Annotated in this window: 32 protein-coding genes and 5 pseudogenes; 21 read left to right on the forward strand and 16 right to left on the reverse strand. The window is 69.6% G+C overall.

Translation table 11 applies throughout. The features are described 5' to 3' along the window. Positions 1-750: 750 nt before the first annotated feature. A complete protein-coding gene (locus IEZ15_RS37080; RefSeq protein WP_189281275.1) occupies positions 751-2,298 on the forward strand; it encodes a hypothetical protein in 1,548 nt (515 codons plus the stop codon). 315 nt (positions 2,299-2,613) lie between these two features. On the opposite strand, the gene IEZ15_RS37085 is transcribed toward IEZ15_RS37080, so the two are convergent. Continuing rightward, complete coding sequence (locus tag IEZ15_RS37085) at positions 2,614-3,402, reverse strand: SDR family NAD(P)-dependent oxidoreductase (RefSeq protein ID WP_189281277.1); 789 nt, start codon at positions 3,400-3,402, stop codon at positions 2,614-2,616. Between the two features lie 122 nt (positions 3,403-3,524). Here IEZ15_RS37085 and IEZ15_RS37090 point away from each other — a divergent pair, with 122 nt between their 5' ends. Continuing rightward, positions 3,525-4,106, forward strand: a complete 582-nt coding sequence (locus tag IEZ15_RS37090; protein ID WP_189281280.1) for a TetR/AcrR family transcriptional regulator — start codon at positions 3,525-3,527, stop codon at positions 4,104-4,106. Positions 4,107-4,206: 100 nt separating this feature from the next. Here the strand turns inward: IEZ15_RS37090 and IEZ15_RS37095 are convergent, their stop codons facing one another. Beyond that, a complete protein-coding gene (locus tag IEZ15_RS37095) occupies positions 4,207-4,503 on the reverse strand; it encodes a transposase (RefSeq protein ID WP_189281342.1) in 297 nt (98 codons plus the stop codon). A 196-nt stretch (positions 4,504-4,699) separates the two neighbouring features. Then, positions 4,700-5,293 (reverse strand): Imm21 family immunity protein, encoded by a 594-nt coding sequence (locus IEZ15_RS37100; protein ID WP_229846359.1) that lies wholly within the window; start codon positions 5,291-5,293, stop codon positions 4,700-4,702. Positions 5,294-5,453: 160 nt separating this feature from the next. On the opposite strand from IEZ15_RS37100, the pseudogene IEZ15_RS37105 reads away from it, so the two are divergent. Then, positions 5,454-5,777, forward strand: a pseudogene (locus tag IEZ15_RS37105) (ATP-binding protein); the annotation flags it as partial. Between the two features lie 29 nt (positions 5,778-5,806). Here IEZ15_RS37105 and IEZ15_RS37110 read toward each other — a convergent pair. The 4 genes and pseudogenes from IEZ15_RS37110 to IEZ15_RS37125 all read right to left on the reverse strand — a co-directional run bounded on the left by IEZ15_RS37110 (position 5,807) and on the right by IEZ15_RS37125 (position 8,100). Then, complete coding sequence (locus IEZ15_RS37110; RefSeq protein WP_189281282.1) at positions 5,807-6,181, reverse strand: hypothetical protein; 375 nt, start codon at positions 6,179-6,181, stop codon at positions 5,807-5,809. A gap of 158 nt (positions 6,182-6,339) precedes the next feature. Continuing rightward, on the reverse strand, positions 6,340-6,870 hold the full coding sequence (locus IEZ15_RS37115; protein WP_114242433.1) for a GNAT family N-acetyltransferase: 531 nt from the start codon (positions 6,868-6,870) through the stop codon (positions 6,340-6,342). Next, a pseudogene (locus IEZ15_RS37120) lies at positions 6,867-7,196 on the reverse strand (transposase); the annotation flags it as partial. The pseudogene IEZ15_RS37120 and the gene IEZ15_RS37115, both read right to left, overlap by 4 nt. Before the next feature lie 490 nt (positions 7,197-7,686). Beyond that, on the reverse strand, positions 7,687-8,100 hold the full coding sequence (locus IEZ15_RS37125; protein ID WP_189281284.1) for a methyltransferase domain-containing protein: 414 nt from the start codon (positions 8,098-8,100) through the stop codon (positions 7,687-7,689). Between the two features lie 13 nt (positions 8,101-8,113). Between IEZ15_RS37125 and IEZ15_RS37130 the strand changes: the two genes are divergently transcribed. Next, the gene (locus tag IEZ15_RS37130) at positions 8,114-8,470 is read left to right on the forward strand and encodes a lysylphosphatidylglycerol synthase domain-containing protein (RefSeq protein ID WP_229846360.1); all 357 of its coding nucleotides are present in this window, start codon (positions 8,114-8,116) and stop codon (positions 8,468-8,470) included. Then, complete coding sequence (locus IEZ15_RS37135) at positions 8,467-8,925, forward strand: protein-tyrosine phosphatase family protein (RefSeq protein ID WP_189281286.1); 459 nt, start codon at positions 8,467-8,469, stop codon at positions 8,923-8,925. The genes IEZ15_RS37130 and IEZ15_RS37135 overlap by 4 nt, the downstream gene beginning before the upstream one ends. A 120-nt stretch (positions 8,926-9,045) precedes the next feature. Here the strand turns inward: IEZ15_RS37135 and IEZ15_RS37140 are convergent, their stop codons facing one another. From IEZ15_RS37140 to IEZ15_RS37150, 3 genes and pseudogenes are all read right to left on the reverse strand, one after another. After that, complete coding sequence (locus IEZ15_RS37140; RefSeq protein WP_189281288.1) at positions 9,046-9,846, reverse strand: alpha/beta fold hydrolase; 801 nt, start codon at positions 9,844-9,846, stop codon at positions 9,046-9,048. Between the two features lie 41 nt (positions 9,847-9,887). Next, positions 9,888-10,073: pseudogene (locus tag IEZ15_RS37145) on the reverse strand (IS256 family transposase); the annotation flags it as partial. Positions 10,074-10,201: 128 nt separating this feature from the next. Further along, positions 10,202-11,254 (reverse strand): alpha/beta hydrolase, encoded by a 1,053-nt coding sequence (locus IEZ15_RS37150; protein WP_189281290.1) that lies wholly within the window; start codon positions 11,252-11,254, stop codon positions 10,202-10,204. 114 nt (positions 11,255-11,368) lie between these two features. Between IEZ15_RS37150 and IEZ15_RS37155 the strand changes: the two genes are divergently transcribed. The 3 genes from IEZ15_RS37155 to IEZ15_RS37165 all read left to right on the forward strand — a co-directional run bounded on the left by IEZ15_RS37155 (position 11,369) and on the right by IEZ15_RS37165 (position 12,882). Continuing rightward, positions 11,369-11,968 carry a TetR/AcrR family transcriptional regulator gene (locus tag IEZ15_RS37155; protein WP_189281292.1) on the forward strand — a complete coding sequence of 200 codons (600 nt, stop codon included), beginning with the start codon at positions 11,369-11,371 and terminating at the stop codon, positions 11,966-11,968. 267 nt (positions 11,969-12,235) lie between these two features. Then, on the forward strand, positions 12,236-12,472 hold the full coding sequence (locus IEZ15_RS37160; RefSeq protein ID WP_189281295.1) for a hypothetical protein: 237 nt from the start codon (positions 12,236-12,238) through the stop codon (positions 12,470-12,472). Positions 12,473-12,717: 245 nt separating this feature from the next. Then, entirely contained in the window at positions 12,718-12,882 is a 165-nt protein-coding gene (locus IEZ15_RS37165) for a transposase (RefSeq protein ID WP_189281297.1), read from the forward strand. A gap of 6 nt (positions 12,883-12,888) precedes the next feature. Here IEZ15_RS37165 and IEZ15_RS37170 read toward each other — a convergent pair whose 3' ends face one another. Beyond that, positions 12,889-13,359, reverse strand: a complete 471-nt coding sequence (locus IEZ15_RS37170; RefSeq protein WP_189281299.1) for a MarR family winged helix-turn-helix transcriptional regulator — start codon at positions 13,357-13,359, stop codon at positions 12,889-12,891. Positions 13,360-13,508: 149 nt separating this feature from the next. On the opposite strand from IEZ15_RS37170, the gene IEZ15_RS37175 reads away from it, so the two are divergent. From IEZ15_RS37175 to IEZ15_RS37230, 13 genes and pseudogenes are all read left to right on the forward strand, one after another. After that, a complete protein-coding gene (locus IEZ15_RS37175; protein ID WP_189281301.1) occupies positions 13,509-14,720 on the forward strand; it encodes an MFS transporter in 1,212 nt (403 codons plus the stop codon). A 91-nt stretch (positions 14,721-14,811) separates the two neighbouring features. Beyond that, complete coding sequence (locus IEZ15_RS37180) at positions 14,812-15,234, forward strand: GlcG/HbpS family heme-binding protein (RefSeq protein WP_114242443.1); 423 nt, start codon at positions 14,812-14,814, stop codon at positions 15,232-15,234. Beyond that, positions 15,234-15,590: a nuclear transport factor 2 family protein gene (locus tag IEZ15_RS37185; RefSeq protein WP_189281303.1), complete on the forward strand. Its 357-nt coding sequence runs from the start codon at positions 15,234-15,236 to the stop codon at positions 15,588-15,590. The genes IEZ15_RS37180 and IEZ15_RS37185 overlap by 1 nt, the downstream gene beginning before the upstream one ends. Positions 15,591-15,605: 15 nt before the next feature. Further along, positions 15,606-16,436: an aldo/keto reductase gene (locus IEZ15_RS37190; RefSeq protein ID WP_189281305.1), complete on the forward strand. Its 831-nt coding sequence runs from the start codon at positions 15,606-15,608 to the stop codon at positions 16,434-16,436. A 186-nt stretch (positions 16,437-16,622) separates the two neighbouring features. Continuing rightward, positions 16,623-17,660, forward strand: a complete 1,038-nt coding sequence (locus IEZ15_RS37195) for a TIGR03571 family LLM class oxidoreductase (protein ID WP_114242446.1) — start codon at positions 16,623-16,625, stop codon at positions 17,658-17,660. 248 nt (positions 17,661-17,908) lie between these two features. Then, positions 17,909-18,229, forward strand: coding sequence for a VOC family protein (locus IEZ15_RS37200; RefSeq protein WP_189281307.1), 321 nt, complete (start codon positions 17,909-17,911; stop codon positions 18,227-18,229). Beyond that, positions 18,178-18,380, forward strand: a pseudogene (locus tag IEZ15_RS45630) (NAD(P)-binding domain-containing protein); the annotation flags it as partial. The gene IEZ15_RS37200 and the pseudogene IEZ15_RS45630, both read left to right, overlap by 52 nt. Before the next feature lie 141 nt (positions 18,381-18,521). After that, positions 18,522-19,295, forward strand: coding sequence for an SDR family NAD(P)-dependent oxidoreductase (locus IEZ15_RS37205; RefSeq protein ID WP_189281309.1), 774 nt, complete (start codon positions 18,522-18,524; stop codon positions 19,293-19,295). A 651-nt stretch (positions 19,296-19,946) separates the two neighbouring features. Next, positions 19,947-20,957 carry an aldo/keto reductase gene (locus IEZ15_RS37210; RefSeq protein WP_189281311.1) on the forward strand — a complete coding sequence of 337 codons (1,011 nt, stop codon included), beginning with the start codon at positions 19,947-19,949 and terminating at the stop codon, positions 20,955-20,957. Between the two features lie 30 nt (positions 20,958-20,987). Continuing rightward, positions 20,988-21,236: an SRPBCC family protein gene (locus IEZ15_RS37215; RefSeq protein WP_268250476.1), complete on the forward strand. Its 249-nt coding sequence runs from the start codon at positions 20,988-20,990 to the stop codon at positions 21,234-21,236. Between the two features lie 181 nt (positions 21,237-21,417). Beyond that, positions 21,418-21,594 (forward strand): hypothetical protein, encoded by a 177-nt coding sequence (locus IEZ15_RS37220; RefSeq protein WP_189281313.1) that lies wholly within the window; start codon positions 21,418-21,420, stop codon positions 21,592-21,594. Continuing rightward, on the forward strand, positions 21,591-22,151 hold the full coding sequence (locus IEZ15_RS37225; protein WP_189281316.1) for a cysteine hydrolase family protein: 561 nt from the start codon (positions 21,591-21,593) through the stop codon (positions 22,149-22,151). Before IEZ15_RS37220 ends, IEZ15_RS37225 begins: the two co-directional genes overlap by 4 nt. 32 nt (positions 22,152-22,183) lie before the next feature. Continuing rightward, the gene (locus IEZ15_RS37230; RefSeq protein WP_189281318.1) at positions 22,184-22,348 is read left to right on the forward strand and encodes a hypothetical protein; all 165 of its coding nucleotides are present in this window, start codon (positions 22,184-22,186) and stop codon (positions 22,346-22,348) included. Between the two features lie 134 nt (positions 22,349-22,482). Here IEZ15_RS37230 and IEZ15_RS37235 read toward each other — a convergent pair. From IEZ15_RS37235 to IEZ15_RS37255, 5 genes and pseudogenes are all read right to left on the reverse strand, one after another. Beyond that, a pseudogene (locus tag IEZ15_RS37235) lies at positions 22,483-23,586 on the reverse strand (prephenate dehydrogenase); the annotation flags it as partial. A gap of 139 nt (positions 23,587-23,725) precedes the next feature. After that, positions 23,726-24,766, reverse strand: a complete 1,041-nt coding sequence (locus IEZ15_RS37240) for a ParB/RepB/Spo0J family partition protein (RefSeq protein ID WP_189281322.1) — start codon at positions 24,764-24,766, stop codon at positions 23,726-23,728. Between the two features lie 49 nt (positions 24,767-24,815). Further along, complete coding sequence (locus IEZ15_RS37245) at positions 24,816-24,971, reverse strand: hypothetical protein (RefSeq protein ID WP_157986972.1); 156 nt, start codon at positions 24,969-24,971, stop codon at positions 24,816-24,818. 178 nt (positions 24,972-25,149) lie between these two features. Beyond that, positions 25,150-25,452 carry a hypothetical protein gene (locus IEZ15_RS37250; RefSeq protein WP_189281324.1) on the reverse strand — a complete coding sequence of 101 codons (303 nt, stop codon included), beginning with the start codon at positions 25,450-25,452 and terminating at the stop codon, positions 25,150-25,152. 44 nt (positions 25,453-25,496) lie between these two features. After that, on the reverse strand, positions 25,497-26,018 hold the full coding sequence (locus tag IEZ15_RS37255) for a hypothetical protein (RefSeq protein WP_189281326.1): 522 nt from the start codon (positions 26,016-26,018) through the stop codon (positions 25,497-25,499). Between the last annotated feature and the right edge of the window lie 345 nt (positions 26,019-26,363).

The raw sequence follows: 26,363 nt of genomic DNA on the forward strand, positions 1-26,363 counted from the left end.
ACTCCCGCCTCGGCCAGATCAGCCCGATCGCCTACGAACAACGATCAACTACGCTGGCCACCGCCGCATGACAACCGGTGTCCACGATCAAGGGGAAAGCCCCCGCTTCCCGTACCGTTGTCTCCGGTGTAGACACAGAAGGCACCCGGCGTGCACTGCCAGGCATCAGGTGCTGCGGAGGCCGAGGTGGGCGTGATGAGCGTACTGACGAACGCTGTTGCGGCTGCCCCGGCGAATAACCCCATCCGCTTGCTGAACTTTCGCATACTGCCCCCATCTGATTCGTGAGCCTTGTTGTGACGCCCACAATGATCGGCTGGGGCCATGAAGACAGTCCCCGAAGGCCGGACTGAAGGAGGGCGCAGAGAGACGTCCGGAGGTAGCAGAGGAGCGCTGCGGGAGTGCGGATATGAATCGAGCGCCCCGTGCAGGGAGAGGATCTTTCTCCTTTCGCCGCAGCCGGTCATCCGCGCATTGCTGCCGCCTTCCGGGTCTGCTGGTGCGCTGCCGCGCCGACGGGCGCCCGGCCCTCGCTGCCAGCCGCGTCCGTTCCCTGCGCAACCGCACCGCCCACCACGAGCCGCTGATCGACGGTGTCCCCCCCACGGCCGGGCGCGATATCGGTCGAGCAACCGGCCGCGCCCGCCAGGATTCCCGCCCCTGTGCCGCATACGCTGGGCCCGCCGCGCGCCATCGGGCACGGCAGGCAGCGTGCGGCGGTCGGGGACACGGATCGGAAGGAAGAACGGGATGACGCAGGCCGCGGAGAGCGAGCTGGACGAGCGGGTGCCGGGACGCCGGTGGACAGTGCGTCTGGACGCCGCCGGCCGGGGCAGTGCGGCGGTGCGCGTCTCGTGCAGCCGCCCCGCCTGTGCCGAGCAGCGTCTGCCGTCCGCGGCCGCCGGCCGTGTGGCGGCGGTCGCCCACCTCAAGGCCCACCTGCGCGCCGCCCCCGCCCCCAGGCCCGGGGCGTACTGCGCGTGCAGGGCCGAAGGCTGCCACACCCATCTGCCCGACACCGGCCGGCATCCGCGTACCGAGCCCTGGCGGTGCGGCGGCCCGGTCGTCCTGGCCGTGGTCACCGACCGGGAAGGACGCTGGTGGCAGGCCACGGAGTGCTGCTCACGGTGCGCAGCCGCCACACCCGGAGCGAAGACCGCCGCCACCTCCCAGGCCTCCGGGCCCCAACACTTCGAACGTCCGGCCTCCGCAGCCCCGGGGGCGGGCGCGCCGCAGTTCTCCGACCGGCAGGTCGCGGCCGGGACGGAGGTTCCGGCGCCTCGCTCCGCACCCGTGCGGCGCCGCCCACCGCAGGTGAAGATCGCTCAGCGCGTCATCCCGCACGATCTGCGGCCCGCCGCCCTGCGGGACGAGCTCGTCGAACTCGGTGACCTCTTCCGCGCCTACCAACAGCGCAACGAGCCCGACCTGGCGCTCCTGGCCGACCTCCACACCCGCAAGGCCAGCGCCTTCACGGCCTGGGCCACGGCCACCGGCGACGCGCGCCTGCGACTGGACGCCCAGCGCGCCGAGCAGGCCGCCACCGCCGCCCGCCTCCAGCACCAGCAGCGCACCGGCCACGCCACGCGCAACAACAGCGAACCCGACAGCAACACTCCGGCCGTGGCCCACCTGCTGACCGGCCCCGCCCAGTGGGCCCACGCCCGGTCCGTCCTGGCCCACGTCACCGACACCGCCCCGTTGCCCGGTCCGGAGGCGCGCCTGCTGGTGGTGATGCTGACTCTGCGTACCGCGCACACCGGAACGGGCAACCTCGTCGGCCAGGACCTCACCGGGCTGGGCCTGAGCGAGCCGGAAGACCTGGTCAAGCAGCTGGCCGAGTGCGGCTGGCTGCGCCTTCCCGGAACCCCCGGTGACCTGCTCGCTTCCCGGCCCGAGAACCCCACCCCCATCACCGTCCCCTCCCTGGTTCCCGACGAGGACGCCCCGGGCCCGTTCACGTTCGGCAGGAAACTACGGCCCAAGCTCTCCGGCTGGGCACAGAAGGTCGTCTCGGACAAGAAGCTCCGCAAGGCCAAGGCCACCGCCAGCACCCGGCTGCTCGCCCTGACGCTGGCCACCCAGACCGACGCCTCGGGACGCCTCGGTCCCGGCGGCCAGGGCATCGCCCTGAATGCTCTTGCCGCCTGGGCCCCGGTAGGCTCCGGCGAGCTGCAGCACCTGGCCGACCAGCTGACCGCAGCGGACTGGCTCACCAACGCCGCCCTCACCGATACCCACCTCACCGGGCAGCTGACCGAGCGCGTCCTCCCGCTCACCTGTCCCCTTCAGGCTTGAGGTACAGCACCCGTCAGAGTGAACCCACGACGGTGTCGTCCGCCTTGGCCCGCTCGTCCGCTGGATGATGAGCGGGCATGGCGCGAGGCGAGCCACGTTCCGGCCGCCGCCCGATGGAGCGGTACACCCGCCCCGGCGTCGACGCAGTCGCCCGACACGTTGCTGAGCGCGACCCAGCCGCACGCCACCGGACGTGACACCCCCTCGTTTGCGGCTGGTGACGATCCTGCTGGCCGATTCAGGTGGGTGTAGCCCTCCTGAAGAGACCTGCTTGAGCTGGGAAGCCGCGGACCGGGCTGCGTCCTGGACGTCGTGTCAGGCGGTCTTGACAGATCCACCGTCGATCAGCAGGTCCGTGCCGGACATGCCGGCCGCCAGCGGTGAGGCGAGGTAGGCGACGGCCGTAGCGACCTCGGACGGTTCCAGCAGGCGGCCGGTGGTCATGCCCATCGCGGCCGGGATCTGAGCCAGCAACTGCTCCTGGGTAACCCCCATGGAGCGGGCCAGCTCCGCGCCGTAGCCATCCGGGCTCTCCCACATCGCGGTACGCACCGGGCCCGGCGAGATGGTGTTGATGCGCACGCCCTGCGGTCCGAACTCCTCCGCCAGTGCCTTGCCGAAGGCGGTCAGCGCGGCCTTCGCCGTGGTGTAGGTGACGGGCCCGGCATGCGGCATCCGGGCGCCGTTGGAGGAGATGTTGACCAGCGCCCCGCGGCGGCGCAGCAGGCTGGGCAGCGCCGCCCGGCTGGTCCGCACGGCGGCCAGGAAGTTCAGGTCGAGGGACTGCTGCCACTGCTGGTCGGTGAAGGAGAGGAAGCCGCCGGTTTGGCCCTCTCCGCCGTCGCCGCCGCCGACGTTGTTGACGAGCAGGTCGAGGTCGCCGAGTTCGGTGGTGGCGCGGTCGATCAGCTGGGCGGGGGCGTCGGGGGTCAGCAAGTCCACCGGTATGGCCAGGGCGCCGGTCTCCTTCAGCTCCGGAGTGATGGTGCGGGCGGCGGCTACCACGCGAACGCCCTCTGCGGTGAGCGCTTGGACGGTGGCCAGTCCGATGCCGCGGCTCGCGCCGGTGACCACGGCGGTGGTGTTCGTCAGCTGCAGATCCATGGATGCACTCCTGTCGTGACTATGAAACCAGTCGCGACTTCAGCGACGCCGTGAAGCTAGTAGATGCGACATCTATGATGCAAGTAAGCCATGAACGGCGTCCCCGATGTACTGTCTGGTCCATGGAGACGAGGGGGCGCGCGCTGCGCGCCGATACGGAGCGGACGGTGCGGACGATCCTGGAGGCAGCCGAACGCGTGCTGGCCGCCGACCCGGCGGCGACCATGGAGCAGATCGCAGCAGCGGCCGGGGTGGCCCGCACCACCGTGCACCGGCGCTTCGCCACCCGCGAGGCATTGGTCGAGGCGCTGGCGACCTGGGCGACCGAGCGGTTCCACCAGGCCGTGGAGGCCGCGCGCCCGCTCACCTCCCCGCCGCTGGTTGCCCTGCACCAGGTGACCGTCAACGTCCTTCAGGTGAAGATCGGCTGGAGCTTCGCGATGAGCCGGACCGCTCCGTCCGACCCCGAGGCGGCGCGAGTGCACGCCGACGTCTTGGCCCAGTGCGATCAGCTCTTCCGCCGCGCGCAGGAGGCCGGCCTCGTGTCTGCGGACACCGACCTGGAGTGGGCCCGCCGGGTCTACTACGCCCTGATCCACGAGGCATCCGAGGAAGGGCGAGAGGTCGTCGATATCGGCGCCGTCGACCAGCTGGCCGCGCGTGTGGTGGACACCCTGCTGCACGGAGTCGGGGCACCGGTGTAGACCTTGCCGCGAGGGCCGGTCGGGGGCCGGGCCCGCCGCAGTCCGACCTGCAACCTCCCGGATTAACCAATCCCTTCGAAAGGGCTGCTCCTACTTCGGGTTATGCAACGAGGGAGAGGTCGAGGCGGGCGAGGTGGCCGGTCCGGGTGCGGTCGAGCGGGTGACCGCTCCACCAGGCGTCGAGACGAACCAGGTTCAGCGCGACCGCGGAGAAGGCGTGTTCGAGGTGTGTCTTGGGCAGGCCGCGGTAGCGGGCGCGTCGCATGCCGGTGTCCGGGAACAGCTCGCCCAGCTCATCGCGGACCCGCATCGCCAGCGGATACGGTCCGCGTGCTGTGACCGCGCGAGCCACCTGCGCGGTCAGCCCCGGCACCTGCGGCCAAGGCCGCGATTGCATCGACATCCAGCACCCCACACGCGACCGGAACGGCAAAACGGCCGCCACCCTGGCCAACGAGCCACACCGGATGGCACGGAATTAACCAGCAGGATCGGTGACAGCGTTCTTACCGGCACCCCGTCTTCGATGGACTCCTCAGCCGCCGGGACGGAGAAGCGTCCTGATCTCCTCCCCCACCGAGGGCGCATCCCGGTCAGTTCGATGGCTGAGGAAGAAGTTGGATCACGCCCACCGAGGTGTCCTCGATCGGCGAGGCGTGGACAGCGCGGACTATCCAGCTGCCGGGCGGCAGGGTGACGAGGGCTTGCTCCGGCATGCCTCCGCCGTTCGGGTATTCGACGCTGAGCTCGGTCCCGGCTGTCACGGAGTCCATGAGAACCGCGGGGCCGTCCGTCTCCCAGATACCGCACTCCTCCCACATGGTGGTGGGGTCGGCAAGCACGGTTTGGGCCGCGGCCATCAGTTCGGCCTCGCTGTTGGCGCCCAGCCAGCGAACGAAGGCCTGGTGTTCCGGCAGATAGAAGCTGCTGGCGGGCTCGTCCGCCAGGACAAGTCCCTGGGCGCCCTCCTCGCCGACGGCGATCACTCCGACCAGACCCTCCACCTCGCAGGCGCGGTCGTAGTCGTCCCGAACGTCACCACTGCCGACGACCATCCCCGACTGGGTACAACCATGCCACCTGGTCAGCGCGGAAATCGGCACTACGATCAGCGGGCCGCCCATCGACTCGACCCAGGTGGGGGAAGGCTCGGTCAGGCCGGCTGCGGCGGAGGGGAACGTCGTCACGACGCCAGTATCCCCAGGGCCTCTGACAACGATCCTTCAGGCCGCCCAGCCCAACCCATCTCTTGACACCGAGACCCGCATATTAGAGGGGTCCCGATGACGATCGTCTACGACCGGACCAAGACCGTCGGCACGTCGCCCCGGGCGAGGCGGTTCCACTGCCGCCGGACGTCTGACGAACAAACTCGGCACCTACCTGCGGCCCAGCGTCCTCGTGGACGACGAAGTCGGCTACCAGCCCCTCGAACGACCCGAGGCGAACCTGGTCTTCCAGGTCATCTCCAAGCGCTACGAGAAGGGCTCGATCATCCTCACCTCGAACAAGACCTTCAGCGAATGGGGCCAGGTCTTCGGCGACGAGGTCCTCGCCACCGCCATCCTCGACCGCCTCCTGCACCACTGCGAAGTGATCTCCATCAACGGCCCGAGCTACCAGCTCAAGAACCGCCTCAAAGCCATCGAACGAGAGAACGAGGTGGCCTGACTGATCGTTTCAGGACGGCAGTTGGCCGATCACTCGTTCTCAAGCCGTTGGAAGACGTCGTCGAACTCACCGACATCGAGCAGCCCCCTGATCACCTGGGTCATGCTGTTGATGCCGGGACCGCGCACGATCAGGCCATCTGAGCACCAGAAGTAGCGGCCGCCCAGGGCCTCACCGCTTCGAGACCAGTTCTCCATCAGGCGCTCGACCTCGGCGACGGTGCACACCGTTGCGCTCCACCGAGATCCACCCGCCAACCGGACCTCGACGTCTACATTGCACACCGAGTCCAGATCCTCGTCAGGGCCGGGCAAGAACAATGCCTCAAAGTCCTCTGTGCGGACCCGATACCAGGGCTCATCCCACCCCAGCTCGACCGGTTCAGCCGATGTGCTGTGACTCATCGTGCGAGTGTCTCTGGTCGGGACGTCGGTCTCGACCTGGCTCCTCTGCCGTGCTGCCCGCCCGTGGACAGAGCCGGGGACGTTGGTCCGTACGCAACTTGGGAGGAAAGTCCGTACGCCGACAGGTCAGGACCCTGATCAGCGTGGAGGAGCAATTGTCAGGAGTTGTGGATTGGCTGAGATGCTGATGCGTTCTTGCGTTCCAGCAGGGTGACCGTGACGCCGGGCGCGACCTGGCGCTCGCCGACAGGTATGAATCCGCGCCGACGATAGAGCGCGACCGCAGGCAGGTTGGCAGTTCCGGTGGAGACGATGGTCAGTTCCGCGGGCTCGATCGAGTCCAGCGCGTCGAGCAGTGCTGTTGCGACGCCGCGGCGATGCGCGACGGGATGGACCACGAGGCGGCAGATGTCCAGAGCGCCGTTCGGCAAGCGGGTCCAGGCGACCGCTCCGACAAGTCTCAACTCATCGCGAACCCCGAGGAAGGACTCGTCACATGCGCGCAACTGCTCGGGGGACTCGTGCAGGGGCGGGATGCCGTCGAAGCCGATGAGCCGGGCTTCGACCGCGTAGGAGGCCCGTTGAAGGTCCCACAGATGACGCAGGGTGTCGGGATCAGACAGGTCGAGCCGGACCGGTTCAGCAAAGGGCCGGTGGGATTCGGTGGCGGTGTGGCGTTGGCCGGTCATGCTGCGATCCTCTCAGAACGCTCGGCCAGGACGCCGTTCTCGAACTTCGCGCCGGAGCGGACCAGGGCGACCAGGTGGCCTCCGATGATCGCGCACCAGCGTTCCTGGGCGGACTCGATGAGCCTGAACACCATCGTCAAGGCGGCGGCCGGACTGCCGGCACCGCGGGTGACCTTGGTTCGCAGCTTGACCGTGGAGAACGTCGACTCGATCGGATTCGTGGTCCGCAGGTGGATCCAGTGCTCGGCCGGGAACGGGAAGTCGTACAACGCCAGCAGCTCCTCCACATCATCGGTGATCTTCGCGACGGCCTTGGGCCACTTCGCGGCAGGTGCGGGCGAACGCCTCGATCGCCTTCTCGGCGTTTGGGGGCGGCTGCATAGAGGCGGGCACGGCCCGCCCGGTCGACGTGCGAAGGGCTCCCGGGCGGGCTCCGACTTCCACTTTGCCCGGCTTCTACGAATACCGCGTCCGGGCGGGGCCCTTGGCTGAGCCGAATGGAGCGGCGGGGCTGAACTGGCGGCGATGCCCTGGCGCCTTTCAGCAAAGGAGCGCATCGCTTGCAGTTCAGCCGACTCCGCACGCACCGACAGCACGCCTCGGCGCCGGGGGCGAGCGCGAGACGGCCCCGCCACCTGGACTCCCATGAGCATTGCCAGAGGTCACATCTACTCTCGAAACCGACATTCAGCGCGCCTGATGAGAGTGGGTGCCATGGGCGGTCGAAGGCCGGAAGACGGTCACGACTCGGATTGGGTGACGGATGGCTGGGCGGCCACGGCGTTGCCCACGGAGGATCCGGGGGCGACCGTTCGGCTATCTGCTGAGCTTCTGCTGGCCATGTTCCTTCACTGCGGTCCGGCCGTGACACAGTTCATTGATTTCGGCCGCTGTGATTCCAGCACTTCGGCGTTCGGGCGGGGGCCGAACGGCATGCGGGGTCATCACGTGGAAGGATCCGCCGGGCACAAGAGGGTCTCGAACATCTTTCAGGAATTTCTCTTTCTCCTGAATAAATGTGTAGCTCAGGCGACTTGAAATCACGTCATAAAGGGGAAGCGTCGCCCATTCATCGCCTTCGGCGTTCCAGCACTGGAACGACAGGCCGCTCGTTCCCCGGTAGCGGGACCGGGCCAAAGAGATGGCCGTCTCTGCATAATCGACACCCAGAGCGCGCACCCCGTCCGCCCCGGAGGGCCGGCTGTGGCGGATCGTCTTCGATGCGCGCACCCCGCTCGGGCCGGTGCGCCGCCCGCGCGTCTTCGCGGAGGTGGGGGCGGCCGGGCTCGCCACCCGGGCACTCGACCTCGCGGCGGCGGCTGTCGCGAAGGCCCTCGACCTGGGGCTGTCGGCGGCCGTCCTGGTGCTCGTCCTGATGCCGATCGAGGTGTCCAACATCATGCCGACCCTGCCGGGTCAGCTGGGCACCTTCGAGACGGCCGTGCTGGGCGCGACAGCGGGCGTCCTCAGCCAGGCCGAAGGGGTGGCCTTCGCACTATTCTTCCATGCTCAGCAAGTGCTTCCCCAGATCCCGCTGGGGATGATGGCGATGGCAGGCAATTCATTTCTACGAGACCGATCGAAACGGAATTCGACATGACCGAACTGTGGAACGCCGACACTCCCAAGTTGATTCATCTGCCCTCGGGGCGGATGATCCGGGGGCGCGGCCTCAGGTATGACCTGCCGGAGGGACAGACCCCCACGTTCGCCGTGCACTTGACGGACCATGAGCAGCCCAGCTCGCCGTGGGAGTCCATATGGGTTCCTTGGCGGGACTTTTGGCTTCCCGCCGACCCCATGGACGCGATGCGTAAACTCCGCCTCGCCTACGAGCGCGCCCCGAGCGAGCGCGTGGAGGTCTGCTGCGGGGGCGGCGTCGGACGGACTGGTACGGCACTGTCCGCGATCTGCGTCTTCGAGGGCATGGATCCCAAGGAGGCGGTCAAGTGGGTGCGACAGAACTATCACCCCCGTGCGGTCGAGGTGCCCTGGCAGCGGCGTTTCATCCACCAGGTCTTCGCCGCCGACACCTCCGGATCAGGGCAGGCGTAACCGCTTGTGCAGTTACCCAGTCCCATCCTCCACGCCGCGAGGGGAGTAATTGTCAAGATCTGTGGATCGATGGCCATGGGCGGGGTCTGACTTTGGTGTCGTTGTGACCGCGCAGGAGTTTCAGGCGAGGCCCTCGATGAAGTCCGAGAGCGCGGTGTGCAGGATCCCAGGCTGTTCCAGGTGCAGGTCGTGGCCGGTGCCTGGGATGCTCATGGCCATGGTGGCGGGTCGCTGCCGGAGCATTTCGTCGGCTTCCTGTGCAGGAATGAAGCCGGATTGGGCCAGGACGACCAGGGTGGGGCATGCGACATGCCTCCACTCGTGTCGGAAGGAACGCTGGGCGTTCTCCGCCAGCGAGCGGACCATCACGTCCCGGTCGAAGCGAGGCCACCATCCGCCGTCGCGTTCTTCCAGTCCGGCCGCCCAGCCTGCGCCGACCGGTCCGCCGCCGAGGAATGCGGCTGCCGCTTCGCGTGAGGGAAACGGTGTCGGCCACGAGCCGAGCCATCCGCCGATGTCCACGGGGCCGTTCGGGTTTGGACCGCCGGAGCCCGCCTCGACGAGCACGAGCGCGCGGACGAGTCCGGGATGCGCGGCGGCGGTGAGCATGGCTGTGTGCCCGCCCAGCGACTGGCCGACCAGGACGGGCCGCTGCAGCGCCAGCTGATCGACAACGGCGATGGCGTCTGCGACGTAGGCGGCGCGGGAGACGTCCCGTGGGTGGCGCTCGCTGGCGCCGTGCCCGCGCTGGTCGACCGCGACGACCCGATATCTGGAGCTCAACCTCCGTGCCAGCACGTCCCATTCACCCGCGTGACCGGCCAGGCCGTGCAGCAACACGATGGGCTGCCCAGGCCCGCCCCAGTCCCGACAGGCAAGCCGGACACCGTCTCGCACCACCACGCGTTCAGACCATGCCACGTCGGCCCCCAGGGAATCGGCTGGCCTTGATCATGCCGCAAGCGTTCGAAGCAGGCGCCCGCCCGGACGAGGGCGACGAGGTGGGGTGCATTCACGGCCCGCCACCGTTGCTGGGCGGACTCGACGAGTTTGAAGACCATGGCCAGGGCGGCGGTGCGGGAGCCGGCGCCGTGGGTGACCTTGGTCCGCAGCTGGACGGTGGCGAAGGTCGACTCGATCGGATTCGTGCCGGATGCCGTTCACCGTCCGGACGCTCACCCGCGCCTGGCTGCTCGTCCGGAGCAGCCGGGCGGAGGAAGTCATCGCCGTCCTGAACCGACTGCCACGGTGAGCTGTCCGTGGCAGGAGCGCCGGATCAGCCGATCAGGGTGTCCTTCAGCCATGGGGCGATCACGGCCATCGCCTCGCCGAAGCGCGAGATGGCGCAGTGGCCGGTGTCCGGGATCAGTTCGACCCGGGTGTCCCGGCGGCCCTCGAACACCAGGGTGTCGTCCAGTGGGACGTGGACGTCCTCAGTGCCGTTGACCACAAGCATCGGCCCATTGGCGTCCTGGTCCAGCAGCGGGCGCAGGTCGAAGGCCGCGAAGGCCTCCTCGCGCTCGGCTGTGCTCGGCATGGCGTCGAAGCCCAGGGCGTTTCCGACGATGCCGTCCATGCCGAAGGCGAAGCCGCGGCCCGGAGCGAAGGAGCGCTCCACCGGGCCGCCGAGCACCACGGAGGCGTCCACCGCGCCGGTCAGTCCGCTCCGGGCGGAGTAGTAACCGCCCATCGAGATGCCGAAGTGGCCGACCTTCCCGTTGCCGGCCGCGCGGGCGAAGGAGACCAGTCCGGCGATCACCTCGGCCCCGCCGTCCGGGGTCATCGGCAGGTGGGCGGTCTCGCCGGTGCCGGCGAGGTCGAACAGCAGGAGTCGTGCCGGAAGGGCGAGCGCGAGCTGCTCCCACATGCCGTGCAGGTCGGTCTTCCAGGAGTCCACCCCGCCGCTGGCCAGCACGACCGGCGCGTCGGCGGGCAGGCCGGGGGCGGCTATCAGGTGGATCGGCAAGGTGGCCTCGCCGCCCCGGTACGGGACGGTGAGCGTGCGGCGCTCGAACTCCACCGGGAAGCCGGGGGCGGCGAGGGCGTACTGCTCGACCTGGCGGGCGAGCGCCGTTCGCTTCGGGTCGTCGGCCAGTGAGGGGAACTTGGCCCAGCCGTATGCCTGCGCGGCCAGGCGGTGCCGCCCGGCCTCGGCATGCCGGGCGGCGAGGGCGGACCACTCGTACACCCAGCCGCCGGGCCGGTCGGGCCACATCTCGGTGACGGCGGCGCGGACCGCGTCCACCTCGTCGACGGGAAGGCCGAGGGTCATCTGCGGGTAGCGCTCGACGAACAGGTCCTGCGGGTCCAGGGGCCAGGTGAATGACATGGTGATGCCTCCTGCTGCACTTAAAGCCGGAACTCTTGCATTAGCGACTATGTACCCGTGCGGCACTTAACGCAAGCAGCACTGCGTTAAGGTGATGGTCGAGGTGATCGATACATGACCGAGGAAGAACCCGAGCCGGTCCGCCGCCGCCCGGGCGGCCGCGCCGCGCGCGTCCGCCAGGCCGTTCTGGCGGCCACCATGGAGGTGCTGGCCGAGGAGGGCATCGCCCGGCTCAGCATCGCCGAAGTCGCGGCCCGTGCCGGGGTCAACGAGACCACGGTGTACCGGCGTTGGGGCAGCCGGGAGAAGCTCGCGCTGGATGCCATGCTCGCCGGAAGCGACGAGGGCATCCCCGTCCCCGACACCGGAACCGTCCGCACCGACCTGGCAGCCTTCGCCCGCGCGCTGGCCGAGTACCTCGCCACCCCGACCGGCCGCGCCGTTGCCCGGGCGGCCTCGCTCAGCTCCGACGACCCCGACCTCGCCGAGGCCTGGCAGACCTTCTGGCAGTCCCGCCTCGATCAGGCCGGCGCCATCGTCAGCCGGGCCGTCGAACGCGGGGAACTCCCGACGGACACGGACGCGACCCTGGCGCTGGAACTGCTCTGCTCCCCGCTCCAGACCCGCTCCCTGCTCGGCCACCGCCCGATCGAACCGGACCTCCCGGAGCGTTTGACGGACTTGGTACTGGACGGCCTGAGGGGGAGGAGTTAGGGGCTGTCCCCAGCCTCCCAGGGGGTTGGTACGCAACGGTGGAACGCCGCCGCTCAGGTTCCAACGTCGCTCCGGTGCGGCACCCGCAGCCGCGTCTCGCGCAGGAGGGCGTTCCCGTTGCAGTCCCTGCTGGTGTCTGCGTTGTGCTGCCCAGGGGCCCGGCAGCCGCACACCAGGTGACTATGTGCCCGCGCCCACAGGCTCCACCGGACGAATACCCCATATTCGGAATGACGCTCCTCGCCAGTCGGGGCGTCTGAGTGGTCGATGAATGAGCGGCGGGCCTTCGCGAACGACCTGTTCCGCTCGCAACTGATCGCGGTGTCGGCCGGCAGCAACCGCGCGAAGGGCGACAAGGACCCGGGGAACTGGAAGCCGCCGCTGGAGTCGTACCACTGCACCTACGGCCGGGCCTGGATCAGCGTGAAGTCCGACTACAACCTCACCGCCAACCAGACGGAGGCCGACGCCCTGTCCCAGATGCTCGACACCTGCGACTCCTGACCCTTCAGGCGAAGCACCGGGTTTCCCGAGTGGGAACACCGCCCGGGAAACCGCCTGAGCGCCGGACGGCGACGCCCGGCCCCGACCCACCGCGGGGACATGGAAGACAAGACGCCCCGCCCGGCCGCTGTCTCCGCGGCGACCACCACCACCCCGGGTGCTGTTCCCCTGGGCCCTGACCCCGGGTTTTGGACACCGGAGAAACTTGGATCTTGATGGTCCAGGAGAACGGAGTCCCTGTGGGGATGAAGCACTACCCCGCCGAATTCAAGGCGGACGCGGTCGCGCTGTACCGGTCGCGTCCAGGAGCGACGATCAATTCGGTCGCCACCGACCTTCGGGTGGACACCGGGACACTGCGGAACTGGATCAGGGTCGCTGACGGACGTCGGTCCGGCACATCAGCGTGATCGCTTTCATGCGGCGATCACTGCCGGCGTCCGCGCGGTTTCGACGGTGCGCACCAGAGGTTCCAGCCGGGGGTCCTCGGCGGCTTCCTGCAGCGCCGCACGCAGGGCCGCCTCGTTCGTCGGGCGGGCTTCGCCGAGCAGCTTGAGGCCGGCCTCGGTGACGTCGGTGTAGATCCCGCGCCGGTCGGTGGGGCACAGGTAGCGCTCCAGGAGTCCGCGGTCCTCGAGGCGGGTGACCAGGCGGGTCGTCGCGCTCTGGCTGAGCACGACGGAGTCGGCGACCTGCTTCATCTGCAGGTGTCCACCCTCCCGCTCGTGCTGGCGGCCGAGGACGTCGAGGAGCGAGTACTCGCGCACGCTCAGGCCATGACCGGCCTGCAGGGCGCGCTCGAGGTGGGACTCGATCTTTCCGTGCAGCAGAGACAGCGCGCACCAGCCCTGAGCCAGTGCGGTGAGCGCGGGGGCAGTAGCAGTCAACGGGGGCCTCCTTCTTCGGGCCGTCCCCTCAATAGTTGCACACGACGATACATGCATACACCCTTAGCATGCGCTTGGCTTATCAGGCGTATGCAACTATTGTCGTGAGACGTAAGCGCTCAACGCAAGCACTTGGAAGGTAGCTCCCCATGCCTCTCGCGCTCCTGGCTCTCGCCATCGGGGCCTTCGGGATCGGCACCACCGAATTCGTGATCATGGGCGTGCTGCCCCAGGTCGCAGGCGACTTCGGCGTGACCATCCCGGCCGCCGGCTGGCTGGTCTCCGGTTACGCCCTGGGCGTCGTGTTCGGCGCGCCGCTCCTGACCGTTCTCGGCACCAAGGTGTCCCGCAAGAAGATGCTGATGTTCCTGATGACGCTGTTCGTCATCGGCAACGCACTGTCCGCCATCGCACCGAGCTTCGGCGTCATGCTCATCGGCCGGATCGTGTCCTCCCTGGCACACGGCGCGTTCTTCGGCATCGGTTCCGTGGTCGCAGCCGGCCTTGTCGCTCCGGAGAAGAAGGCCTCGGCCATCTCCCTGATGTTCATGGGCCTGACCGTGGCCAACATCGTCGGTGTCCCCGGCGGTACGTACATCGGCCAGGCCGCCGGCTGGCGCGTCACGTTCGTCATCGTCGCCGCGCTCGGCGTCATCGGCTTCCTCGGCGTCGCCAAGCTGGTGCCCGAGACGGGCCGACCCGATTCGGTGACCGTACGCACCGAGTTCGCCGCATTCCGCAACGTGCAGGTGTGGCTGGCCATGGCCATGACCGTCCTCGGCTACGGCGGTGTCTTCGCCGCGATCACCTACATCACCCCGATGATGACCGAGGTGGCCGGCTACACCGAGGGCGCGGTGACCTGGCTGCTCGTCCTCTTCGGTATCGGCATGTTCCTGGGCAACCTCCTCGGCGGCAAGTTCGCCGACCGCAGGCTCATGCCGATGCTCCTCACCACCCTCGCGGCCCTCACCGCCGCGCTGCTGCTGTTCACCGCGACCGCCCACAACAAGGTGCTGGCCGCGATCACCCTCTCCCTGATCGGCGCCCTCGGCTTCGCGACCGTCCCGCCGCTGCAGAAGTGGGTGCTCGACCAGGCCCCGGCCGCTCCGACCCTGGCCTCCGCCGCCAACATCGGCGCCTTCAACCTCGGCAACGCCCTCGCGGCCTGGCTCGGCGGTGTCGTGATCGCCGCGGGCCTCGGCTACACCTCCCCCAACTGGGTCGGCGCCATCCTCTCCGGCACAGCCCTGCTGCTCGCCCTTCTCGCCGCCCGCCTCCACCGCCGTACCCGCACCGCCGAACGCGTCGTCGCAGGGTCCGTCGGGCGCCGGAGCACGCCGGAAACCGTCCTGCACTGACCTGGACGCGCCACCGCAGCCCGAGCCTTCCCACTCACACCCGATCCCCCATCTGATCCCCACCCGATCCCCCACCCGCGAAGGAATCGTCATGAGCACCACCATCCCCGTCGCCCCGCTGACCACGCAGGACGCCGAGGTCCTCGTCACCGCCGCGCGCCGCGCCGCCGACGCCGCGAAAGTCACCGTGAGCGTCACCGTCCTCGACGCGGGCGGGCACCTGCTGGCCTTCCGCCGGGACGACCGGGCGGTGCTGATCTCCGGCGAGACCAGCACCCGCAAGGCCTACACCGCCCTGCAGCTCGACGCGCCGACCGCGGACCTCGTCGACCTCGTCAAGCCCGAGGGACCGTTCCACTCCCTGCCCACCGCGCTCGACAAGCCGCTGCTGTTCATCGCCGGCGGCGCCCCCGTCCACCGCGACGGCCGCCTCATCGGCGCCATCGGCGTCGGCGGCGGCGCCCCCGAGCAGGACCACGGCTTCGCCATCGCGGCCGTCGAGGAGCTGTCCTGATGTCCCGCACCCCGCAGGAAGTCTTCGCCGACCACGGGAAGCGGCTCGGCACCGGGGACCTCGACCTGATCACCGCGAACTACACCGAGGACGCCGTCTTCATCACCCCCGAGGGAACCCTGACGGGTCACCAGGGCGTACGGGAGGGAATCGGCCGTCTCCTGGCCGATCTCCCCGACGCCGACTGGCAGTTGACTCCGCGGTTCGCCGGAAACGTGCTGTTCCTGCAGTGGACCGCCACCACCGCCACCCACGAGGTCACCGACGGCGTCGACACGTTCGTCTTCCGTGACGGTCTCATCGGCGCCCAGACCGTCCGCTACACCCTCTCCACCCGTACGACCCGTACCGTCTGAAAGGCCACACGCACCATGGCACCGTCCGTCATCCCCACCGTCACCCTCAACAACGGCGTCGAGATCCCTCAGCTCGGCTTCGGCGTCTTCCAGGTCCCCGACGACCGGACCACCGCCGCGGTGAGCTCCGCCCTGGAGGCCGGCTACCGCAGCATCGACACCGCCGCGATCTACGGCAACGAGACCGGCGTCGGCCGCGCCCTCGCCGCCTCCGGGATCGCCCGCGAGGAACTGTTCGTCACCACCAAGCTGTGGAACGCCGACCAGGGCTACGACGCCACCCTGCGGGCCTTCGACGCCAGCCTCGCCAAGCTGGGCCTGGACCACGTCGACCTGTACCTGATCCACTGGCCGACCCCGGCCCGCGACCTGTACCGCGAGTCCTGGAAGGCCATCGAGAAGCTCGTCGCCGAGGGGCGGGTCCGCGCCGCGGGCGTGTCCAACTTCCAGCCCGCGCACCTCGACCGGCTCATCGCCGGCTCCGAGCTGGTCCCGGCGGTCAACCAGATCGAGCTGCACCCCGGCCTCCAGCAGAGTGAGCTGCGCGCCGTCCACGCCCAGCACGGCATCGCCACCGAGGCGTGGAGCCCGCTGGCGCAGGGCGCCGTCCTCAAGGACGAGGCGATCACCACGATCGCCGCCCGCCACGGCAAGTCACCCGCCCAGGTCGTCCTGCGCTGGCACCTCCAGCTCGGCAACGTCGTCATCCCCAAGTCGGTGACGCCCGCCCGCATCCGCGAGAACCTCGACGTCTTCGACTTCACCCTCACCGACGACGAGATGGCCACCATCGCCACCCTCGACCGCGACCTGCGCACCGGCCCCCACCCGGACGAGCTCAACTGACCCTTCCGACCGGCCCGGACGGGGCGGCGTTCCGCGCCGTCCCGCCGGGTTGCCACGGCTCGCGCGGGCGTGAATGGCAGGTCCCGCCCGCGCGAGCCCGAACTCGAACTCCGTACCTCCGCGTCGCCCCGCGTCACCTCCGCGTTGCCCCGCGTCGTCGCTGCTCCTCCGGAAGTTGTGTCTGTCATGTCCGTCGCCCCCACCGCCCTGGACCGGCTCGTGAACGCCGCGGGCCTGCCGACTCTGGGCCTCGAGCTGCCCCTCGACAACGACTGGGGCGCGACCCGGCTGCGCGCCGACCGGGCCGCGGGCCGCCCCTTTGGTGTCCCGGACCTGACCCGCCATGCCGAACTCGCTCGTCTGGCGGATGAGCTGGGCTTCGCCGGGCTCTGGGTGCGGGACGTCCCCCTCTACGATCCCGAGCGGTTCGGCGACGCCGGTTCCGTCTTCGAGACGTTCACGCACCTCGGGCACCTCGCGGCCGTGACCGAGCGGGCCGTGCTCGGGACCGCGGCCGTCGTCCTGCCGCTGCGGCAGCCGCTGCTGGTCGCCAAGTCCGCTGCCACGGTCGACGTGCTCTCCGGCGGCCGGTTCGTCCTCGGCCTCGCGAGCGGGGACCGGCCCGTCGAGTACCCCCTGTTCGGGGAGGACTTCCAAGGCCGCGGTGCCACGTTCCGCAGGGGTGTGGAGATCCTGCGTGCCGCGTGGGCCCGGCACACCGACGGTGCGGGCATGGAGCTGCCCGGGCTCGGTCCCGACGCCGGCCGTCATCTGGACGTCCTGCCCAAGCCGACGGGCCCGTCCGTGCCTCTCGCCATCGCCGGGCACGCCCAGCAGTCGGCCGAGTGGATCTCGCAGAACGCGGACGCGTCCCTCAATTACCCGCGTCCACTGGGGGCCCTGCGCCTCAAGACGCGGGAATGGCAGGAGCTGACCGCCGGCACGTCCAAGCCGTACCTCACCCCCATGCAGCTGGACCTCACCGGGGACCCCTCCACTGCGGCGACCCCGATCCGGCTCGGGCTGCGCACCGGCCACCAGGCTCTGATCGACCATCTACGGGCGATGGGCGAACTCGGCGTCGCCCACGTCTCCTTCAACCTCCGTCCCGGCAACCGCCCCGTGGAAGAGATCCTCGACGAGCTCGCCGAAACGGTCCTGCCGCACTTCCCCTCCCCCGGCACGGCGGCCGGGACCGATGCGGCCGGCACGGTCGCTTCCTGAGGCGGGCAGCGCTCGTCGAAGTACGGGATGCCGAGCCCCCGCTGGACGCTGCCGGCCGCAGAGGCTCTGGAGAGGCATCATGGCGGCCGGCCCGCAACCCCTGTGTGGCCGGCCCGGGGGCGGACCGTCGGCAAGGTGCGCACTCCGTCGCCCCATCGAAGAATCGCTTCCGTCGGTTCCTGATGGAGCCGCCCTGCGCCCGCGAACGTTTCGTCGTGGTGGCAGAGCGCACAACGAAGGGACGCGTCATGACCGCTGCCACCACTCCGGTGAACCTCACCCGGGCCGCCCATGTCGGGATCTCGGTCTCGGACCTGGACGCCTCGATCGCGTTCTACAAGGCTCTCACCGGGCGGGAGCCCGTCGCGGAGGGGACCATGAGCAGTGTGCCGTTCGGCAAATCGCAGGGGCTGCTCACCTCGAAGCTGCGGTACGCCACGATCAACCTGGACAACAGCCTGGGCATCGACCTCATCCAGTTCCAGGAGCCGGTCGGTGAGCGCACGAACGGCAGGGGTTCGGCCACGAGGGCGCGTTCGTCCCGCCGGAGTCGCCGCAGAAGTTCGTGACGGCGCCGGAGCGCCCCCGCAGGCTGCTGATCATGGTGAGGGCCGGTGAGGCCACCGACGAGGTCATCGAGGGGTTCGCCCCCGCTGCTGGAGCCGGGCGACATGGTCACCGACGGTGGCAACGCGCACTTCGCCGACACCCGCCGCACCGACGTGCGGGCAGCTTCCACACGCGATGGGCCGAGCCCGGCCGTCCCGAGAGGCCCGCACGGACGCCGGGGCGGCGCAGGCACGAATCGGACACGGCCCGCCACCGATGGGCCGCCACCACTTCTGGAGAGGTACTCGCCCGATGCAGATCGATCTCAGCGGACGTATCGCCCTGGTCACCGGGTCGACGGCGGGAATCGGCGAAGCAGCCGCGCAGGCGCTCGCTTCCGCCGGGGCCGACGTCGTGGTCAACGGCCGCAACGCCGACCGAGTCGCCGAAACGGCGGAGCGGATCGGCGGACGCGGCGTCACAGCCGACGTCGGGACGGCCGAAGGGACGGCCGACCTGATCCGGCAGCTGCCCGAGGCCGACATCCTGGTCAACAACACCGGCGTCTTCGAGACCAGGCCCGTGTTCGAAATCCCCGATGCGGACTGGCTTCGCCTCTACGAGGTCAACGTGCTCTCCGGCGTGCGCCTGGCACGCCACTACACGCCACGGATGGCCCGGCGCGGGTGGGGCCGCGTGATCTTCGTCAGCAGCGAGGCCGGCGTCCAGACGCCGACGGACATGGTCCACTACGGGATGACCAAGACGGCGCAGCTGGCCGTGTCCCGCGGCATGGCCCAAGAGGTCGCCGGCACCGGGGTCACGGTGAACTGCGTGCTGCCCGGGCCGACGATGAGTGACGGCGTGCTGGCCATGTTCGACGAGCTCTATCCCGGTCTCGACCCCGGTGAGCAGGAGCGGCGCTACCTTGCCGAGAACCGTGCGTCCGCGTCCCTGCTCAAACGCCTGATCCGCCCCCATGAGGTGGCCAGCATGATCACGTACGTGGCGTCGGAACAGGCCTCGGCGACCACGGGCAGGGCGCTCGGCGCCGACGGCGGCCTCGTCCCCACGATCGTCCCCTGAAACGGGCATCCGGCATGGTGCCCGTGCCGGACGGCTCGCACCCGACGCGTGCACGGGGTGATCCACGGTGCCGGTCCGCTGCGCCTGGTTCGCCCTCCTCGGCGCGTCCGGCAACACGATCGGCAGCGCGCCCCGGCGCAGGGCCGTTGCGGACGACAAGGCCGACGCGCTCGACCGCCATGGCGCCTTCCTCCTGGGCGAGGGGCGGTGTGGTTCCTTCTCCGGGATGCGCTCCGGCCGGGAGCCTCGGCGACGCGCGCGGCGTTCCCCCCGGGGTGCGGTGCGCCATCGTCGGCGCGGGCGGGCGGTCGTCGTGCGGACGCCTTCGGCCGGCAAGTCCTCGTGGATCGCAGTGAGGGTGATGGCAGGGAGGGCCTGTGCCTCATGGGCCTGGCGCCCGAGCCCGGATCGACCGGCCCCGGTGTGGCAGCCACTTGCATACCCAGCGTCTGCAATTATTGTTCTTACTCGTAAGGCGCTTCTGCGTCTATCTGCGCCGCACACCTGGCTCCGGCAGGACGCCACCGTGCATCCACTGCCACGGCTCCGCCGACAGAGCCGCCAACCGCAGAGGCATCCGTTCACTCATGCCTCACCCCCGCGCCGGGGATGCCGTCGCACCCCGGCACCACTGATCGAAAAGACACTGTCATGTCCCTCAAGGAAATCCTTCCCGGCCGACTCGGCTTCGGCACCGCCCCGCTCGGCAACATGTTCCGCGCGATCCCCGACGAGGAGGCCGCCGCCACGGTCGGGGCCGCCTGGGACCAGGGCATCCGCTACTACGACACCGCCCCGTTCTACGGCGCCGGCCTCTCGGAGTCCCGCCTGGGCGAGGTCCTGTCCACCAAGCCCCGCGACGCCTACGTCCTGTCGACCAAGGTCGGCCGGGTCATCCTCGACGAGCTGGAGGAGGGTGCCCGCGACCTCGGCGAGAAGGGCGGCCTGTTCGAGCACGGCAATCCCAACAAGATGCTCCACGTGTGGACCGCCGAGGCCACCGAGCGTTCCATCGAGGACAGCCTCAAGCGACTCGGCACCGACCGGCTCGACATCGTCTGGGTCCACGACATCGCCCAGGACTTCCACGGCGACCTGTGGCTGCAGAAGTTCGAGGAGGCCCGTACCGGCGCCTTCCGGGTGCTGTCCCGGCTGCGCGACGAGGGCGTCATCAAGGCCTGGGGCCTCGGCGTCAACCGCACCGAGCCCATCGAGCTGACCCTCGCCCTCGACGAGCCGCAGCCGGACGGATTCCTCCTCGCCGGCCGCTACACCCTCCTCGACCACGAGCACGCCCTGCAGCGGCTGCTGCCCATGGCCCAGGAACAGAACGTCGACATGGTCGTCGGCGGCCCCTACAGCTCCGGCGTCCTCGCCGGCGGCGCCCACTTCGAGTACCAGCAGGCCCCGCCGGAGATCGTCGAGAAGGTTTCCCGCCTGAAGGCCCTGGCCCAGAAGCACGGCGTCTCCATCAAGGCCGCCGCCCTCCAGTTCTCCCTCGCCCACCCGGTTGCCGCCGCCGCCGTTCCCGGCGCGACCCGGCCCAGCCGCATCGCCGAGGACATCGCCGCCCTGAACGAGACCGTCCCGGCCGCGTTCTGGCACGAGCTGCGCACCGCCGGCCTGGTCAGCCCGGCCGCCCCGCTGCCCAACGGCGCCTGACCACACACCCCGAAACCCCGCGAGGTCATCATCGAGCGCCTCGTGGACTTCAACGAGGCCGAGCGCCACTACAGCTACGCCATCCTTCAGGCCCCGTTCCCGGTCAACGGCTACGTCTCCACCATCCGGGTCCACACCGTTCCCGGCGACGACATCGCCGAGGTCCAGTGGTCCGGCCGCTTCAACCCCGACAACGCCACCGACGACGAAGTCGTCGGCCTCTTCACCGGCATCTACCGCGACGGCCTCGACGCACTCCACAAGACCCTCACGGCCTGACACCGGGGCCATCCATCGCGAGGCCCCACCGCACAGCCCGGGTACGCACCTCGCATACCCGGGCTGCGGTGTGCCCGGGTCGCACAGTCACCCACCGCGCCCGGCAAGCACGCATCCGGCGAAGCGGACCATCGGGTACCGGTTACGGCCACCTGGGAGCGCGCCCGGGATCGCCTTCCCCGTGTGCGCGATCAACGGTGCCCTGGACGCACCGGACCACCTCGCCATGGCAGGCCGTCTGGCGAAACTCGTCCCTGGCGGGCACACTGCCACGGTGCCGGCGGCCGCGCGCTACCCGAGCATGGAGAACCTGTTCCGCTTCAGCGCCGAACTGACGTCGTTCCTGGAGACTGTATGAGCAGCGCCCTTCTCGTGATGGATGTCCAGCGAGCCGTCGTGGACATTGCCGACGACGGCTCCGGATACCTGCCGCGCCTGCGCAGGGCGATCGATGGTGCCCGGGCGGCAGACATTCCTGTCATTTACGTGGTCATCGCATTACGCCCGGGCTTTCCGGAAGTCGGCCCGCGCAACAGGGCACTCACCGCCGTCGCGCGAGCCGGGCTCCATGTCGAGGGCGACCCCGGCACCGAAATCCACCCCGATGTCGCGCCCCGGCCGGGCGAGGTGGTGGTCACCAAGAGACGGGCGAGCGCGTTCTCGGGCAGCGACCTCGACGTGGTTCTCAGGGCGCACGGCATCGACAGCCTCGTCCTCACCGGCATCGCCACCAGCGCCGTGGTGCTGCACACCCTGTGCCAGGCCAACGACCTGGACTTCGACCTCACCGTCCTCGCCGACGCCTGCCTGGACACCGACGCCGAGGTTCACCGGTTCCTCACCGGGAAGCTGTTCCCGCAATGGGCGGACGTCGTCACCGTCGACGACTGGCTCCATGCCACCACACCCCGGTAGCGGCAGACTAGAGGCGTAACTGCCGGTCACGGGTGAGATGGACCTTCGCCGAGTGGCTGTACCGCTACCTGATCGGCGAGGAGATGGCCGGCTGGGACAGCGCGACCTTCCACCCCGGCCCCGTCCTGCTGGAGTACCTCCCTACCGCTCCGGGCCAACGCACCCGCGATGCTCACGGCCCGGAGCGCGGTTTGTGAGCAGCACACCGAGCGAGACGACCTCATAAGAGGTCACCAGCACCACGATCCCGGCCGCCGGCCCCGCCATCCCGTGCTCTCGCCTCCTCGGTACGAACCATCTCGGAGTAGGCATATCGGGATGTTCAGCACGTTCAGTGCGCTATGACCGTGCTCGGCACCCTGAGGCTGCTCCTGAGCCGCTCGGCGGACTCGGCGGTGACCAGCAGCTCGACCAGGCCGGTGATCTGGCCGGGGGCATGGTCGATGAAGACGTCCTCGATGTTGACGCCCGCCGCGCCCACATCGGTGAAGAGCCGGGCCAGCTCGCCGGGCTGGTCGCCGATCAGGACGGAGACGGTGACGTAACTGCCCTGGGGCGCGCCGCGCTTCTGGGGCAGCCGGCCGTGTCCGGCGCAGCCGCGGCTCAGCAGGCCGGTCAGCGTCGCGGCGCCGGTGCCGCGCCCGGCCTCGCCCTCGGCGGCCAGGCCGCGCAGCGCCCCGATCGCCTCGTCCAGGTCCTTGGCCAGTTCGGCCAGGATGTCCGCGACGGTGTCGGCGTTGGCGGAGAGGATCTCCAGCCAGAGCCCCGGATCACCGCCCGCGATGCGCGTCACGTCCCGTACGCCCTGACCGGCCAGGCCCACCTCGGCCTCGGCGGCGTGCTCCAGGCGGGCCGCCATCAGGCTGGCGACCAGGTGCGGGGTGTGCGAGACGAGGGCGACGGCCCGGTCGTGCCCGTGCGGGTCCATGACCAGCGGGACCGCGCCGCACAGGTCGAGCAGGCTCCGTACGGTCCGCCAGGTCTCGACGGAGGTCGACGAGGTCGGCACGAGCGCCCACACGCGTCCCTCGAACAGGTCGGCGCGCGCGGCCAGCGGGCCGGAGCGCTCCCCGCCCGCCATGGGGTGCCCGCCCAGATACGTACGGGTGTCGCAGCCCGAGGCATCGATCGCTTCGAGCGCCTGGGCCTTGACGCTGGCCACGTCGGTGTAGGCGCGGGCGATGCCCCGGCGTTGGGCGTCGGCGAGGGTGGCCGCGATGTCCGCCGGCTGGACCGCGAGGACCGCCAGGTCGACGGGGCCGGGCGGCTCCTCGGCGCGACCCGCCCCGAGCGCGGCGGCGGTCAGAGCCGCCATGGGTTCCCGGTCGCTCAGATAGACGGTGACGCCTTTGGCCGACAGGGACAGGGCGATGGACGTGCCGATCAGACCGGCGCCGACGACGACGGCGGTGCGCAACATGGTTTGCCTCATCTGTTCATCGACAGCACGGACCCGACCGACTGGTCAGAAGGGGGTGCCCCTGGGACAGCAGGGGGTACGGAAAAGAGCGGCTCGGGGCCGGGCGCTTCGGTGGCGGAACACTGCACGCCGCATCGAGGCCGGGGCCCTCGGATCAGGCGCCTTCGGGCGCGGGCTGGCTCTTCAGGTCGTGCGCGAACGTCTCCCAGATCTCGGCGTAGCCGTGGACCAGCTCCGACATCTGGTTCTTGCAGTGGGCGGGGACGCTCTCCACGAACCGCTGACGGTCGCGGGCCACCAGGGCGGCGGCGTCCAGCATGCGCAGGATGTGACGGCCCATCTCGTTGAGCCGCATCGACGGGTCGCGGCGCAGGGTGTCGAAGATCGACCCGAGTTCGGCGGGCGACCTGGTAATGACCGGGCGCTGCTGCGGCGGCCGGCAGGCGGGCTGCTGCGGAGAGCGCTGGGCGGCCGCGTGACCGCGCTGACGGGAGGGGACGGGGTCCTCGCCGCGCATGACCCGGCTGCGTACGTCCGCGACGGTGGCGGGCGAGATGCCTGCCTGGCGGGCGATGGTGCGCAGCGAGGCGGCGGGGTTCTGCTTGATCAGTTCGCTGGCGAGCTCCCTGCCGTGGGTGGAGTCGACGGGCCGGGAACGGCCGTCGAGCCCGATTCTTCGGTCGGACTGGAGGAGCGTGCCGGCCGAGTTCTGGCGTATCTCGGAGACTTTGCGGGCGGACAGTCCGGCCACGGCGGCCACGGCCCGGTCGGACCACTCGGGGTGTGAGGCGAAGATGCGCTCGGCGGCGGCGGCGCGGTCCTCCAGGGACAGTGGGCGGCCGTGGGAGACGTTGAGGGCTACGGCGAGGAGGTCGGCGTCGGTCGTGTCGCCGTCGAAGTAGCGGACCTTGATGAAGATCTGCCCGTTGGCCTGGGCGGCGCGCAGGCGGTGGACTCCGTCGACGACTCGCATGGTCGGACGGTGCACGAGGATCGGCGGGAGTTCCGACTCGACCTCGGCGAGGGCCCTGATGTATTCGGTGTCCACGCCGCCCATGCGGGGGGTGTGGGTGACGTGCAGTTCGTCGAGGTGGGCGAGTTCCACCGGTGCGTCATTGAGGCTCTTGTCACGCAGCGCGAGCAAGTATTCCGAACTGCTGCGTGTGTACGGTCTTTCAAGCTGTTCGGCAGTCATGGCGACAACTCCTGGTCGGCGCGTTCGGAACGGGCTGGGGGCAGGTGTCCTACTGCCATCCGGAGTCCCGCTCGTCACCGGCGGCGGTCGGGGTGGGGACCTGCCAGCCGGAGTCGTCCTTGCCTTCGTCGGCCCAGGCGGACTGGGCGCCCAGGAAGAGGACACCGGCGGCGACGCTGCTGAGAATGAACTGACGAATCATCATGTTTTCCTGTTCTCCTCGGGGCTTGCTGCGATGAACATGAGTGTTCTCCGCGGCCCAGGGGGAGCAGAAGGGGCTTCGGGGCGGGCAAAGCGGCCTTGGCACAATCAGTCCAGCCCGCCAGCCCCTGGAGGCATCAATTCCGCCCTTTTTGCAGGGGACTTCAAGCGAAACTCGGAGGCTACTCGTCCAGGTCGGGACGGAGCAGAGGCACCTCGGCGGACAGCAACTTCCAATGCGCGAGGGGTGGATGGGCCACGACGGCGCGCGTCCAGGCCCGTTCGGCGGCCGCTTCCGCCCTTTCCAGATTCGCCGCCTGCACGTAGACGCCGACGACCGGGCAGGGCTGGGCGTCGGCGTGCAGGCTGACGTGCTCGATGCGGTCCGCGTCGGCGTCACGGCCCTGTGTCAGCAGGGCCGCCGTGGACGCGGGTAACTGTTCGCCTTCGGGGTGCGGGAGAAGGCGGAGGTGAACGAGATACACAGCAGAACCTTGCCGAGGGGAAGTGGAACATCACGTACAAAGAGTCAGGAACGGTGCTGATCAGACCGAACCGGAACCTGCCAACGTGATCGAGGCAGGCAGTTCGGACTATTGCCGTGCCGGGATCTCTTGATCGTTCCAGTGGGGGCTGGGGGGTTACTTGTCCGGACGGTGTCGGGCAGCTTCGGCGGCGCGGGGGCTTTGCGGACGAATTGTTCAGGGTGCCGGCGGCAGACGTCCGCCAGGACGTCGGCGCGCATCTGGCGGAGCTGCTCGGCGAGGCCGAAGTGCACGTCGAACGGGGCATGCAGGGCGATCCCGAAGTGGCGATGGGCCAGCTTGTACAAGTCGAAGAAGCTCTCGCACCAGGCGTGGGCGTCCTCGATGCAGCCGAACCGATCGGGAAAGCCATGACGATATTTGAGCGTTTTGCAGCGACTCTCCGAGTAGGGATTGTTGTTTGACATTTTCGGCCTGGAGTGCGATTTGATCACGCCCAGGCCGGCCGGCAGCGTTGCGACGTTGGTCGCGGCCATCGGCGACCCGTGGTCGGAATGGATCGTCAACTGGCCAGGTTTGACGTCGTACTCGGCGAGGATCCTCGCCCTGTACGCCGCGGAGTACCGGCGCGGCCCGGTCGAACGGGGTTCTGCCTGCGGATCAGGGTCCCGTGGTCGTTGGTGCCGGCCACCTTGGGTACTACTCCTTATCCGCCCTCGACTCAATGAATCATCCAATACGCCTGACTAAACTTACTTCGACAGAGAGGGAACCTGCTGACCAATGGCACCGGTGGAAGCAACCGGGAGTTGCCCGGAGAAAAGTTGATGTCCCGAACTCGCCCCTCGGTTAGGCTTGGCAAGAACTTCCTCGAACGCGCGTACGCAGCCGGGACGTGCTCGGTTGCGTCT

It is taken from the genome of Streptomyces atratus (genome assembly GCF_014648655.1).
Lineage (GTDB): Bacteria > Actinomycetota > Actinomycetes > Streptomycetales > Streptomycetaceae > Streptomyces > Streptomyces atratus.

Bases quoted from the DNA above. Each gene is read 5' to 3' on its own strand.
- IEZ15_RS37080 (WP_189281275.1), top strand. From the start codon at position 751: ATGACGCAGGCCGCGGAGAGCGAGCTGGACGAGCGGGTGCCGGGACGC.
- IEZ15_RS37115 (WP_114242433.1), bottom strand. From the start codon at position 6,870: ATGACCGGCCAACGCCACACCGCCACCGAATCCCACCGGCCCTTTGCT.
- IEZ15_RS37245 (WP_157986972.1), bottom strand. From the start codon at position 24,971: ATGATGATTCGTCAGTTCATTCTCAGCAGCGTCGCCGCCGGTGTCCTC.
- IEZ15_RS37240 (WP_189281322.1), bottom strand. From the start codon at position 24,766: ATGACTGCCGAACAGCTTGAAAGACCGTACACACGCAGCAGTTCGGAA.
- IEZ15_RS37165 (WP_189281297.1), top strand. From the start codon at position 12,718: ATGAAGCACTACCCCGCCGAATTCAAGGCGGACGCGGTCGCGCTGTAC.
- IEZ15_RS37160 (WP_189281295.1), top strand. From the start codon at position 12,236: ATGAATGAGCGGCGGGCCTTCGCGAACGACCTGTTCCGCTCGCAACTG.
- IEZ15_RS37185 (WP_189281303.1), top strand. From the start codon at position 15,234: ATGTCCCGCACCCCGCAGGAAGTCTTCGCCGACCACGGGAAGCGGCTC.
- IEZ15_RS37150 (WP_189281290.1), bottom strand. From the start codon at position 11,254: ATGTCATTCACCTGGCCCCTGGACCCGCAGGACCTGTTCGTCGAGCGC.
- IEZ15_RS37195 (WP_114242446.1), top strand. From the start codon at position 16,623: ATGTCCGTCGCCCCCACCGCCCTGGACCGGCTCGTGAACGCCGCGGGC.
- IEZ15_RS37110 (WP_189281282.1), bottom strand. From the start codon at position 6,181: ATGAGTCACAGCACATCGGCTGAACCGGTCGAGCTGGGGTGGGATGAG.
- IEZ15_RS37135 (WP_189281286.1), top strand. From the start codon at position 8,467: ATGACCGAACTGTGGAACGCCGACACTCCCAAGTTGATTCATCTGCCC.
- IEZ15_RS37210 (WP_189281311.1), top strand. From the start codon at position 19,947: ATGTCCCTCAAGGAAATCCTTCCCGGCCGACTCGGCTTCGGCACCGCC.
- IEZ15_RS37090 (WP_189281280.1), top strand. From the start codon at position 3,525: ATGGAGACGAGGGGGCGCGCGCTGCGCGCCGATACGGAGCGGACGGTG.
- IEZ15_RS37180 (WP_114242443.1), top strand. From the start codon at position 14,812: ATGAGCACCACCATCCCCGTCGCCCCGCTGACCACGCAGGACGCCGAG.
- IEZ15_RS37225 (WP_189281316.1), top strand. From the start codon at position 21,591: ATGAGCAGCGCCCTTCTCGTGATGGATGTCCAGCGAGCCGTCGTGGAC.
- IEZ15_RS37095 (WP_189281342.1), bottom strand. From the start codon at position 4,503: ATGCAATCGCGGCCTTGGCCGCAGGTGCCGGGGCTGACCGCGCAGGTG.
- IEZ15_RS37155 (WP_189281292.1), top strand. From the start codon at position 11,369: ATGACCGAGGAAGAACCCGAGCCGGTCCGCCGCCGCCCGGGCGGCCGC.
- IEZ15_RS37085 (WP_189281277.1), bottom strand. From the start codon at position 3,402: ATGGATCTGCAGCTGACGAACACCACCGCCGTGGTCACCGGCGCGAGC.
- IEZ15_RS37205 (WP_189281309.1), top strand. From the start codon at position 18,522: ATGCAGATCGATCTCAGCGGACGTATCGCCCTGGTCACCGGGTCGACG.
- IEZ15_RS37200 (WP_189281307.1), top strand. From the start codon at position 17,909: ATGACCGCTGCCACCACTCCGGTGAACCTCACCCGGGCCGCCCATGTC.
- IEZ15_RS37175 (WP_189281301.1), top strand. From the start codon at position 13,509: ATGCCTCTCGCGCTCCTGGCTCTCGCCATCGGGGCCTTCGGGATCGGC.
- IEZ15_RS37190 (WP_189281305.1), top strand. From the start codon at position 15,606: ATGGCACCGTCCGTCATCCCCACCGTCACCCTCAACAACGGCGTCGAG.